14 protein-coding genes are annotated in these 11,833 nt (G+C 39.7%); all 14 read right to left on the minus strand.

What is annotated here, in order from left to right:
* Positions 1 to 2: 2 nt before the first annotated feature.
* Positions 3 to 308: an NADH-quinone oxidoreductase subunit NuoK gene (gene nuoK, locus THEYE_RS05545; protein ID WP_012545269.1), complete on the minus strand. Its 306-nt coding sequence runs from the start codon at positions 306 to 308 to the stop codon at positions 3 to 5.
* Entirely contained in the window at positions 295 to 810 is a 516-nt protein-coding gene (locus THEYE_RS05550) for an NADH-quinone oxidoreductase subunit J family protein (protein ID WP_012546215.1), read from the minus strand. The genes nuoK and THEYE_RS05550 overlap by 14 nt, the downstream gene beginning before the upstream one ends.
* Positions 807 to 1,802 (minus strand): NADH-quinone oxidoreductase subunit NuoH, encoded by a 996-nt coding sequence (gene nuoH, locus THEYE_RS05555; RefSeq protein WP_012545198.1) that lies wholly within the window; start codon positions 1,800 to 1,802, stop codon positions 807 to 809. Before nuoH ends, THEYE_RS05550 begins: the two co-directional genes overlap by 4 nt.
* The gene (locus THEYE_RS05560; RefSeq protein ID WP_012546804.1) at positions 1,799 to 2,404 is read right to left on the minus strand and encodes an NADH-quinone oxidoreductase subunit C; all 606 of its coding nucleotides are present in this window, start codon (positions 2,402 to 2,404) and stop codon (positions 1,799 to 1,801) included. Before THEYE_RS05560 ends, nuoH begins: the two co-directional genes overlap by 4 nt.
* The gene (locus THEYE_RS05565) at positions 2,389 to 2,769 is read right to left on the minus strand and encodes an NADH-quinone oxidoreductase subunit A (RefSeq protein WP_012545140.1); all 381 of its coding nucleotides are present in this window, start codon (positions 2,767 to 2,769) and stop codon (positions 2,389 to 2,391) included. Before THEYE_RS05565 ends, THEYE_RS05560 begins: the two co-directional genes overlap by 16 nt.
* A complete protein-coding gene (gene nuoI / locus THEYE_RS05570) occupies positions 2,769 to 3,332 on the minus strand; it encodes an NADH-quinone oxidoreductase subunit NuoI (protein ID WP_012546584.1) in 564 nt (187 codons plus the stop codon). The genes THEYE_RS05565 and nuoI overlap by 1 nt, the downstream gene beginning before the upstream one ends.
* Positions 3,329 to 4,534: an NADH-quinone oxidoreductase subunit D gene (locus THEYE_RS05575; protein ID WP_012545708.1), complete on the minus strand. Its 1,206-nt coding sequence runs from the start codon at positions 4,532 to 4,534 to the stop codon at positions 3,329 to 3,331. The genes nuoI and THEYE_RS05575 overlap by 4 nt, the downstream gene beginning before the upstream one ends.
* Positions 4,516 to 5,040, minus strand: a complete 525-nt coding sequence (locus THEYE_RS05580) for an NADH-quinone oxidoreductase subunit B (RefSeq protein ID WP_012545381.1) — start codon at positions 5,038 to 5,040, stop codon at positions 4,516 to 4,518. The genes THEYE_RS05575 and THEYE_RS05580 overlap by 19 nt, the downstream gene beginning before the upstream one ends.
* Positions 5,024 to 5,530 (minus strand): 4Fe-4S dicluster domain-containing protein, encoded by a 507-nt coding sequence (locus THEYE_RS05585; RefSeq protein WP_012545501.1) that lies wholly within the window; start codon positions 5,528 to 5,530, stop codon positions 5,024 to 5,026. Before THEYE_RS05585 ends, THEYE_RS05580 begins: the two co-directional genes overlap by 17 nt.
* A 12-nt stretch (positions 5,531 to 5,542) precedes the next feature.
* Positions 5,543 to 7,630, minus strand: a complete 2,088-nt coding sequence (locus THEYE_RS05590) for a molybdopterin-containing oxidoreductase family protein (protein ID WP_012545814.1) — start codon at positions 7,628 to 7,630, stop codon at positions 5,543 to 5,545.
* A 12-nt stretch (positions 7,631 to 7,642) separates the two neighbouring features.
* Positions 7,643 to 8,032 (minus strand): sulfite exporter TauE/SafE family protein, encoded by a 390-nt coding sequence (locus tag THEYE_RS10590; RefSeq protein ID WP_012546829.1) that lies wholly within the window; start codon positions 8,030 to 8,032, stop codon positions 7,643 to 7,645.
* Between the two features lie 2 nt (positions 8,033 to 8,034).
* The gene (locus THEYE_RS10595; protein ID WP_012545007.1) at positions 8,035 to 9,279 is read right to left on the minus strand and encodes a sulfite exporter TauE/SafE family protein; all 1,245 of its coding nucleotides are present in this window, start codon (positions 9,277 to 9,279) and stop codon (positions 8,035 to 8,037) included.
* Positions 9,280 to 9,297: 18 nt separating this feature from the next.
* Entirely contained in the window at positions 9,298 to 9,711 is a 414-nt protein-coding gene (locus THEYE_RS05605; RefSeq protein WP_012546154.1) for a universal stress protein, read from the minus strand.
* A gap of 157 nt (positions 9,712 to 9,868) precedes the next feature.
* Positions 9,869 to 11,812, minus strand: a complete 1,944-nt coding sequence (locus tag THEYE_RS05610) for an aconitate hydratase (protein WP_012545950.1) — start codon at positions 11,810 to 11,812, stop codon at positions 9,869 to 9,871.
* Positions 11,813 to 11,833: the final 21 nt, after the last annotated feature.

An 11,833-nucleotide genomic window follows, 5' to 3' on the forward strand; every position in this document is an offset into this window, starting at 1 on the left:
CTTTACTCCTCTTTAAGTTCTCTTATTTCTTCTGTGTCCACACTTTTTTTCAGATTAAAGTGAGCGATAAGGAGAGAAAGTCCTACAGCAACAGAACCTGCAGCAACAGCTATTGTAAATATTGCCAGCACTTGTCCTCTAATGTCATTCATGTAGTGAGAGAGTGCAACCAAGGCAAGATTAACTCCTGCAAGCATCACTTCAAGCGATACGAAAACAATTATTAGATTTCTGTTTATAAGGAGATTGATCAATCCCATACTAAAAATTAATCCAGCAAGTATGAGATAAGCTTCAAGAGGTATCATCTTTTCTCCTCCATGCTAATACCGAGACCGCAATCATCGGAATGAGTAAAATAACTCCAAGAATGAGCACAGCCAGAGAATATTCATTAAAAAGCATTGCACCGATGGCTTTTGTGTTACCCACATCATGAACGTATTTTATTGTATATTTTCCACTGTATTCAGCTTTAATAGATGAAAAAACAGCTAATAGCGTAGCAGTTATAGAAAGTCCAATAAGTAATCTTCCTTCAAGTATTGATGTATATCTTTTATGCTTTGGAAGTTGCCTCGCTCCAAGTAAAAACAAGGTAAAAAGAAACATAACCAGTATAGCACCTGCATAAACAATAACCTGAACCATAGCTAAAAATTCTGCATTAAGAAACAAGTATATAACTGCCACATGAAGAAAAAGAAGCAAAAGCCAGAGCACTGCATGGACAGGATTTTTTCTTGTAAGTGACATTATGGAAATGCCTAAAGTAGCAAGACAAAAATATGCAAATATAAAATATATCATAATGCAAACCTCTTGAATATAGCGATTATTATAATATTCAAAATTCCCGCAGGAATTAGCACTTTCCAGCCAATGTTTAACAGCTGGTCAAACCTGTATCTTGGAAATGTTGCTCTAACCCAGATGTATAGGAATATGAAGGCATACACCTTTATAGCAAACCAGATTATTCCTGGAACTTTATCTAAGAATGGAAGTATATCAGTAATGAATTTTGGAATTGTCCATCCACCAAGGAAACAGAGGGCACATAGAGAAGCCATAATGTACATGGCAACATACTCAGCAAGGAAGAATAGAGCATATCTAAAGGCACTGTATTCCGTAAGATATCCTGCTACAAGCTCTGTCTCTGCCTCTGGTAAGTCAAAGGGTGCACGGTTAGTCTCTGCAAAGGCAGCAATGACGAAGACAACAAAACCAATTATCTGCGGAATTGCATAGACTCCTAAGGCTGTATTGTGTTGGGCTATAACTATATCTCTTAAATTGAGGGAGCCTGCGGCAAGAACAACTCCAGCAAGGCTTAGTCCAAGAGCTATCTCATAGGAAAGAACCTGACTTGCCGAACGAAGTCCACCAAGGAAGGAGTACTTGCTATTCGATGACCATCCAGCAAGTATTATTCCGTAAACAGAGACTGAAGCAGAGGCTAATATAAAAAGTAAGCCCACATTTAAATCGGCAAGGATAAAGTTAGAAGTAAAAGGGATAACTGTAAGATTAATCATTGTGAAGATTAAAACAATAAGGGGTGCAATTTGGAATATAAACTTTTCAGCATTTATAGGAACTATGTCCTCTTTAAAGAATATTTTTATGAAGTCGGCAATTGGCTGAAGCAGTCCATGAGGTCCTACTTCCATAGGTCCCATTCTTGCCTGTGCTCTGCCGATTATCTTTCTTTCTGCATAGGTTGTGTAAGCAACATGGGTAAGAACTATTCCAAAGACCACTGTTGTTTTAATTACCATTATGAGAAGCTCAATCATTTATTCTCCTCCACTGAAGAACTTTCAATAATCTCTCTAAAGCCTCTCCAAAGCTCTTTACCCTTAAGGGGATAATCTTTCCTTAGTGGATATCCATTCCAATCCTCAGGCATAAGTATTCTTCTAAGGTCTGGATGCCCAATAAATCTTATTCCGAACATGTCAAAGCATTCTCTTTCATGCCAGTTTGCACCTTCCCATAAATCTGTAACTGAATCTAATTCTGGAGTCTCTTCGTTAACCTTTGCTCTAACTCTTATATGAAGCCTTCTCCAAATGCTATAGAGATTGTAGACTATCTCAAACCTTGGTTTTTCAGGAGAATAATCAACACCGCATAGGTCTTGAAGATGATTGAATCCCTGTTGATTTTTTAAATATTTTAAAATCTCTTTAATTTTATTTGACTTTACAATTACAGAAACCTGTCCTCTGAACTCTTTTATTTCGATTACTTCCTCTGGAAATTGCTCTTTCAACTTATATGCAATCTTAAGAGATTCCTCGGTCGCTCTCGCTCCCTCGGAATGACACGAAGAAAAAGTGCTTGGCTCAGATACTAAGGGCTCTTCCTCTAAAACTCTCTCTATTTCCTGTGCCATGTGAGTGCTCCCATAAAGATTTCATAGATATATCCAATAAAAATCAGCAAGATAAATATAATCATCATCCAAAATCCCTCAAGGGATATGGCGTCAAAGGCAACTGCCCAAGGATAGAGAAAAATGACTTCCACATCAAAGACCACAAAGAGAATGGCAAGAAGGAAAAAGCCAATATAAAACCTCTCCTTTGGTTCACCACTTGGTGGGTTTCCAGATTCATAGGCAATAAACTTGATAGGATTAAATTTCCTTGGAGCGACAATCTTATTAACAATAAGTCCTCCTAAGCCAAAGACCGTGGCAAATATCATGGCAATTAGAACAGGTAGATATTTGTAAGGTATGTATGAACCTGGCTCCATTATTGACTTTCCTCCCTTCCAATGATTGGATTGGGCTGTCTTTTACCAACGGGAAGTCTCTCTCTACCAATTCCAGGCAAATGCCAGAATTTATTCAGATATTCCTTTCTCTCATACTGTCCAATAAATTCATCCCAGTTAATAAGAAGTCTATCTCTGTTAAAGTAGTTTTCCTCTCTTGTGTAAGAGGCATACTCAAAATACTCAGTAAGAACAATTGCATTTACAGGACAGACTTCTTCGCAGTATCCGCAGAAGATACATCTTAGTGCATCTATCTCATACTTCGTTAAAACTCTTGCTCCTGTTTCAGGGTTTATTGAATAGTCAATGTATATGCACTGGCTTGGGCATACCTGAGCACACTTTGTACAGGCAACACAACGCTCCTTCCCTGTTTCAGGATCACGAACAAAGGCATGCCTTCCCCTGAAACCATCTTCAAGAGGTCTTTTCTGTTTTGGATATCTTATTGTTACAGGTGTTGTGAAAATTGTCTTGAAAGTAATTAATAATCCCTTAATTAGGTCAATGAAGAGTATCTTTTTCAGTAAATTGTTCATCGGTCAGCCTCTCCCATAACTATGTCCAGAGTTCCAATTATTGCTATTACATCTGCAAGAAGATGTCCCTCACAAAGCTTTGGAATTGCAGATATGTGAATAAATGAAGGCGCTCTAACTCTCATTCTGTAAGGTCTTCCTGAACCGTCACTCACTATATAAAAGCCAAGCTCACCTTTCGGTGCTTCTATGGCTGAATAGATTTCTCCTTTGGGCATTATTTCCTGTTTTTCCTCTGAAAATGCAATAAATCCATTCCAGAGAGAATCCCCTGGTTCAATCTTTCTTTTTGCCTGATGGGGCAAATCAATATCAGGAGATTTATCTGATAAAATTTTTCCTTCTGGCATCTTTTCAATACATTGTTTTACAATCAGTACAGACTGTCTCATTTCCCTTATTCTGCATAAATACCTATCATAAGTATCCCCTTTTTCTCCAAGAGGTACTTCAAAATCAATTTCGCTGTATGCATCATATGGTATTTGTTTTCTTATATCGTAGTAAACTCCAGAACCTCTCAAAGCAGGACCTGTAAGTCCTAATAGAACTGCATCCTCTGGTGCGATGACTCCAACCCCTCGAGTTCTCGCAATCCAGATACGGTTTTCTGTAAGAAGTGTTTCATATTCATCAACTCTGATGAGCATTAAATCCATAAACTTATAAATCTCATCAAGAACATGCTCTTTTATATCAACCCTTACCCCTCCAATTCTTGGATAGCTAACCGTAAGTCGGGCACCACATATTTTTTCAAAAAACTGCAATATCTGCTCTCTCTCTCTGAATGCATAAAGAAACACGGTCATTGCACCGATGTCTAAGGCATGGGTAGCAAGCCAGAGAAGATGACTACTTAATCTGGTCATTTCAGATACCATTGTTCTTATAAATTTTGCCCGTGGTGGTGGTTCTATTCCCATAAGTCTCTCAACGGCAAGACAGTAACCAATATTGTTGGTCATACTTGAGATGTAATCAAGCCTGTCTGTAAGAGTCATTGCACCTGGATAGGTCTTACTTTCAGAGAGTTTTTCCACACCTCTATGTAAATAACCAACATCTGGCTTTATATTGATTACCCTTTCACCCTCAAACTCACAGAGAAGTTTCAGCACCCCATGAGTAGCAGGATGATGTGGTCCCATCTGAAGAACAAAGGTTGTGTCACTTACTTTTTCTATTTCAGTCTCCCCCATCTTCCTTCTTCCCTCATAATTTTTTCTTTCAATTTAAGCACACCATACATCAATGCTTCAGGTCTTGGTGGACAACCAGGAACATAGACATCTACAGGTAAAAACTGGTCAGCACCTTGAACAGTGCTGTAGGTATTAAATATTCCACCTGTGCATGCACAACTTCCCATTGCTATGACATACTTTGGTTCTGGCATCTGGTCATAAACCCTTTTAACAATAGGTGCCATTTTGTATGTAACTGTTCCAGCTATGATTATTACATCTGCCTGACGTGGTGAGGCTCTAAAGAGTATTCCAAAACGGTCAAGGTCTAAATGGGATGCGCCTGCTGCCATCATCTCGATGGCGCAGCAGGCAAGACCAAAAGTGAGGGGCCAAAGAGAGTTTGACCTACCCCAGTTTACGACTTTGTCAAGAGTAGTAATTATGACATTGCTACCCTTGATTATCTTTGTTCCTTCTTCTACCTCAATAAGCTGTTTATCATTAGTAGAGGGAAGCATAGGTATCCTTCACAAACCTCTCTCTCTTGAGTTTTGAAGCCTCATCAGCAGAGACAAACTTCAATGCCTTTGTTGTGCACTTTGTAACACAAGCAGGCTTCAAACCCTGGTCTACCCTGTCCTTACAGTAATCACACTTTACAACTTTGCCAGTCTCAGGATTCCACTGAGGTACTCCCCATGGGCAAGCCGTAATGCAAGATTTACAGCCAACGCAAAGAGACTGCTCAACAAAAACTATTCCATCCTTTGAACGCTTCTGCATTGCACCTGTGGGACAGGCTTTTACACACCAGGGGTCTTCACAGTGAAAACAGGGCATAAAGACAAATCTTTGTCTTGGAAGTCCTCCGATTAGTTTTATATCTGTTTCAATTATTCTACAAAGTCTCGGTCCTACGGGAAGTTCATTTTTTGTTTTACAGTGCACCTCACAGGCATAACAACCTATGCAACGGTCATGGTCTTGATATATATAGTAGATGCTCATATCTGTCCTCCCTTAAGCCTTCTTCACTCTTACAAAGTTTTCAAAAAGCGCACCTGTGTGGCTTCCATGTGCCATTTTGTCAAAAGCTCCGCTAAGAAGTCTACCTTCATTTAGTCCTTTACCGAAGGAACGGGTCTTCCAGGGCACTTCATTCTCAAATCCTCTATACATAAACACAGCCTCTGGGTGAATAAACGGAGTAACTTTAGCTCTAATTTTCCCAGAAAAATCTCCAGAAGATACCTCTACCCAGTCACCATTCTTTATTCCAAGTTTTGCTGCAGCTTTATCGTTTATCCAGAGTTCGTTTTCAGGAACAATCTCATTGAGATATCTGTTGTTATGGGTCTGCACATGGGTGTGCACTGCCATTCTTCCAAAGACAAGTCTGAACTCGCCCTCTTCAATGTTAGGCTTTGCAGGTGTTTGATGTTCATAGAAGAATGGAACTTCTCTTTCAGCCATCTTGCTTGAGAGAATTTCTACTTTACCTGAAGGAGTCTTGAATTTGAGCTCATCTCTTGAATACATTTTAGCATCTTTACAGAGAGCAACCTGTCCAGATTTATCGAAGTCCTCAATCTTAACTCCTGTTCCTTCAAGCTGATAATTCCAAAGATCTTCAATGGTTTCAAAGGGCATGTACTGTCCAACACCATAGGCATATAGAAGTCCCTTTGTTATCTCCCATTTACCCTTTGTATCATAGATTGGCTTAATTGCCTTTCTTCTCATTATGAATGCAGGCTTTGCACCTCTCTGAAGCCCTATCATGTCATCTCTTTCAAGATAGGTTGACTCTGGCAATACAACGTCGGCATACCAAGCCGTTGATGAATAGTTGGTGTCTATTGCCACTAACAGGTCAAGTCCATCAAGGACTTCTTTAATATCTTTTAGGGTAATTCCTGCAAAGGGATCGTAACGAACTACAAAGAGAGCCTTCACAGGATAGGGCTCGCCCTTTTTAATTGCTCTGTAAAGATGGAGAATGTGTCCTGCTCCATCGTAGAGAAATCCTTTACCTGCCTCAGCCTCAACTCTTTTTTCCTCAGGTGCAGGAATTTTTTCAAGTAGGCTGTTTAACCCTTTTGCTCCCACTTCCTTTGGTGTCTTTGCAAGAATCAAACCACCCTTCTGCTCTATGCTACCAAGTAGTGCATTAAGAATAATTACAGAACGGGCAAAATAGAAGGCATCCATATACCTTGCAGAAAACCAACCGGGATAGAGTATTACTCTTGGTTTTGCAGCACTCAAAGCCTTTGCTAAGTTAACTATTTCATAGGCAGGAATTCCTGTTTCCTTTTCAGCCCACTCAGGAGTGCAGTTTTTTACAAAGTTTTCAAGTTCTACAGTTCCATCAAAGAATTTATCAACAAAGTCTTTGTCGTAAAGATTTTCTTTTAAAATTACATGAATTAAAGCAAGATTGAAGGCATAGTCAGTGCCTGGTCTTATCTGATAGAACCTTGTTGCCTTTGTTGCAGTCTTTGATACTCTCACATCTAAATATGTGAGATCTGCTCCGTTTTCAAGAGCCTTAACAATATTGTTAACCTCTCTAACACCTAAGGCTTCAATGGCATTTCTGCCATAGAATACCATGTGTTTAGTATTGGCAAAGTCATATCCTACCTCCGGTCTACCGTAGCCAAGCAGAGTTTGATAGGCAAGGTCAACATTTTTTCTGCAGAAGTCGTCATGACTAAAGTAATTGGGAGAACCCATTCCTCTTACAATCAATCTCTGCATTTCTCCGAAAAGACCAGCTCCTCTGTCTAAAAGGGCTACGGTTCTTTTACCATACTTTGCCTGTATATCCTTGACTTTGTCTGCCACGTATTTGAAGGCCTCTTCCCAGCTTACCCTTTTAAACTGGCCCGAGCCTCTTTCGCCAGTTCTAATCATTGGATACTGAAGCCTTTCGGAGTCATAAAGAAGGGCAATTCCAGCAGAGCCCCTGGCACAGAGGCTTCCCTCCATGCCAGGAACGTAAGGATTCCCCTCTATCCATTTAACTCTACCGTCTTCTACTTCAACCCGAATGGGGCATCTTACGGAGCACATTCCACAGTTGCTGAATACTGAGTTCTTCATGTTAAACCCCTTTTAAAATACGCCAAGCAATTGTAAGGCTAATATTAAGAGACCGACGCAAGCAACCCTTTTTACCATTACAGGATTGAGTTTCTTTGCAATCTTAGGTCCTATATAACCACCAAGAATTGCCGCAGGAAACATTATTAAGAAGAATATTAAGTCAAAGTTTCCAAAGCCATAATGTCTAAACGTTCCCATAAGGGTATTGAAGAATATGGCAAGCAAAGAGCTACCCACGATAACATACATGGGAAGTCTTAAACCAACTGCCATGAGAGGAACCATAAATGGCCCACCACCAAAGCCAAACATAGATGATGCAATTGCTATAAGAAATGCACCTGGAATACCTATTGCAAGATTTACTTTAAATTCCTGTCCCCAAAATTCTATTTTCATAGTTATTTACCTCCTTCTGCCTTTTTCTTTGCTTCTTCTTCTGCTCTCTTTCTAAACTCTTTAAGAATTGCCTGTTCTTTCTTGTTTTTCTCTAAGTATCTTGGAGTTGTCTGCCAGAACATAAGAAGTGAAAGTATTATAAGAACCCATCCAAAAAGGAATTTATACTGGTCAAGGGTTATAAGCTCCGTCAGTTTTGGACCAATAAATCCTCCGGCAAGCATGGCAAGCCCGAGAGTAACTCCAAGCTTCCAGTTGATAAATTTAATTTTTGAGTAGTTGTAAATTCCTGTGCCTTGGGAGAAAAGAACTGTTGGCATGACTGTTCCTGCTACAACTGTATGAGGAAGTCCAAACATTACAAGTATCGGGTTAAGAATAAATCCACCACCAGCACCCATCAAAACTCCAAAAGTTGTAATTGCCGCAGTAAGAAGGAATGGCCATATTACATTAACAGTCCTACCAGCATTTGGTAAATATACACTGGGAAATGTAACTGAGTTTTCAACTACAACCGGTTCACTCTTTATATCCTTGTCAACCTTTGCAACGACAAAATATTTTCCAGGAGCAGTGTTTGCTGGAAGTTCAATTGTAGCCTTAAATGTGCCATCTTCTGCTATTTTTAAGTTTGAAGAAAATACGTTACCAACGCTACGAAATCTTGCTTTAAGTAGCTGCATAGACCTGCGCTTATTCTCTTTTTCATCCATTGGTTCAAGCTTTGTTCCTCTTGAACCAATTATGCTTGCCCACAAAGACGTCTGATACCTATCAATTTTCAACTTTGCAGGATAACCGTAAACAGCATCGGCACCGGCATTTTTTATAACTTCAGAAACACTCCACTTTCCACCCTTTGCCTTAGCATCCTCTAAAACGGGCTTATATTTTTCAGGAACAATTAATCTGTAAAAGGCGGGCATATCATCAGTCATATAAAATATGTATGGCCTCTTACCAGTTTTGGGATCTGGGTCTGCGTCAAGCCTTGCAGCTCTTACAGTTTTTTCAGCCCAGACTTCAATGTATACATCTTTGCCAGCTGGTACTTTACCAGTGATTGTAAGTTTACCTCCGCCTGAAAGATTTGTTTTATCAACGCTTACTGTAACAGTCTCTGCTGACTGTGCTTCCTTCGGAGCTTCAACGGCTTTCTGTTCAGCAGGCTTCTGAGCAAAACCAGTAGAGACAAAAACCGTTAAAACAAGAATTACTGTAAAAAGAGTTAAAAATCGCTTCATACAATTATCCTCCTCCTATTATCTAATTATCAAAACTGATTGAGTAGCATTTGCTGCCACTTTTTGTGTGACACTTCCAAAAAGTGTTCTTTCTGTTGCATCCTTACCTTTTGAACCAATAACAATTAAATCATAGCCATTTTTGGCATAATCAACAATTACATCAGCAGGCGAACCTTCAAGAATTATTGTCTCTCCTTTCACCCCCTTTTCATTTAAAATTTCCTGTGCTTTTTTGAGGTTTCCCTCAAATTCTGCCTTAAAAATCCCCTCAACTGTTGCACAGTCTACCCCAATCTCTAAAAAACAAACTTTCGGAACAACCGAGATAACAGTTATCTGAGAACCAAATTTTTGTGCCAGCTTGATAGCTTCGTTCAAAGCTTTTTTCGACCACTCTGAGCCATCAAAACATACTAAAATTTTTTGCATGGTAAACCTCCTACGAATAATTTTTCAAAAAAGAAGTAATTGCAAAATATTTGCCAAAAGATAAGTTATTGAAAATATTAGAAAATGGACAGATTAAGGTGTGCCATTAGGGACAAAAGTGACAAACTGCTGTCCCATTTGGGACAGCAGTTCTAAGTCACTGGATTACCTTTTTTCTTACATAAGGAAGAAGTCCGCCACTTAGGAGAAGGTCTCTTTCTCTTTCATTTAAGTTCGAATAAACCTTAAAAGAGTTCTTTTTCGATAAGTTTATAACTTCATATTGCTGTTCACTTTTAATTGCTTCAATCAAGCCATTGAGTTTTAAAATATCTCCCTGCTCTACTTTTTCATAATCCTCTGGATTTGTAAAAATTAGAGGCATGATTCCAAAGTTGATTAGATTGGCTCGATGAATTCTCGCAAAAGACTTTGCTATGACAGCTTTTATTCCAAGATACATTGGTGCTATTGCTGCATGTTCACGGGATGAACCCTGTCCGTAGTTTTCACCACCCACAATAATACCGCCGCCTTTATTTTTCGCATTCATAGCTCTTTCATAAAAGGTTTCGTCGAGATTTTTAAATGTGAACTTGGAAATCTCTGGAATATTAGACCTGTAAGGCAATACCTGCGTTCCTGCCGGCAAAATATCATCTGTTGTTATATTGTCACCAAGTTTTAGCAAAACTTCTGCCTCAATGCTCTCCTCAAGGGGGGCTTTTACGGGGACTTCTTTTATGTTCGGTCCCTTAATTATTTTTGCCTCCTTTTCTTTGCGGGGCGGAATAAGCATATTATCATTTATTAAAAATGTCTCCGGATCGCTAACTTCATTTATTCCTAAGTCTGTCTCTAAGGGATTTACTATCTCTCCATTTAATGCTGCAAGAGCACATACTACCGGTGATGCAAGATATACAAAGGCATCCTTTGTTCCTGAACGACCTTTAAAATTACGATTGTAGGAGCGAATTGAAACTTGGCCGCTACCAGGAGCTCCGCCCATTCCAATGCAGGGACCACAGGCAGATTCAAGTATTCTTGCACCTGCTGAAATCATTGCCTCAATATCGCCTTCCCGAGCAAGCATCTGATATACCTGCTTTGAGCCGGGATTTATAAAAAGAGTAACCTCCTCATTTACAGTCTTTCCTTTAAGAATAGATGCAACTGTTTTCATCATCTTGTAGGAAGAGTTTGTGCATGAACCAATGCAGACCTGATTAACCTTCATACCTTTAAGTTCTCTTACAGCAACCACATTGTCAGGGCTATGAGGTTGGGCTATCATTGGTTCAATCTCTGAAAGGTCAAGCTCGATTATCTCAGCATATTCAGCATCCTCATCGGCCTCAAGGGGAATCCATTGATAATCTCTTCCCTGAGCTTTGAGAAATTTTAGTGTGTTTTCGTCGCTTGGGAAAATTGATGTTGTTGCACCAAGCTCTGCTCCCATGTTTGTAATTGTTGCCCTGTCAGTGACAGAGAGGTCTTTTACACCCTCACCACCATATTCAAATATCTTTCCCACACCTCCCTTAACAGTGAGCATTTTAAGGAGAGTAAGTATAACATCCATCGCTGTCACATAAGGTCTTCTGAGCTTCCCATAGAGATTTATTTTTACCACTTTCGGCATGGTAAACTCAAAGGGCATTCCTGCCATAACAGAGGCTGCTTCAAGTCCACCAACTCCGATTGCAATCATTCCCATGCCTCCGCCCGTAGGAGTATGGCTGTCTGTTCCGAGGGCAATTAGTCCAGGTGCAGCAAATCTCTCAAGATGAACTTGATGACATATTCCATTGCCTGGCCTTGAAAAATAAGCTCCAAAGCGGGCTGCAGCGGTTCTCAGAAAGAGATGGTCATCGGCGTTCATAAAATTGCTCTGAAGCATGTTATGGTCAACATATGAGACAGCAAGAGGCACTCTTACCTTATCCAAACCAATAGCCTCGAATTCAAGCCATGCCATTGTGCCAGTTGCATCTTGTGTGTAAACTTGGTCAACTCTTACGCCAATCAGTTCTCCTTCTTTTACTTTTCCAGATACAATATGAGCTTCCAGTATTTTCTCTACAATATTCTTACCCATTGACTCCTCCTTGTAATAAAT

The organism is Thermodesulfovibrio yellowstonii DSM 11347 (assembly GCF_000020985.1).
GTDB classification, from domain to species: Bacteria; Nitrospirota; Thermodesulfovibrionia; order Thermodesulfovibrionales; family Thermodesulfovibrionaceae; genus Thermodesulfovibrio; species Thermodesulfovibrio yellowstonii.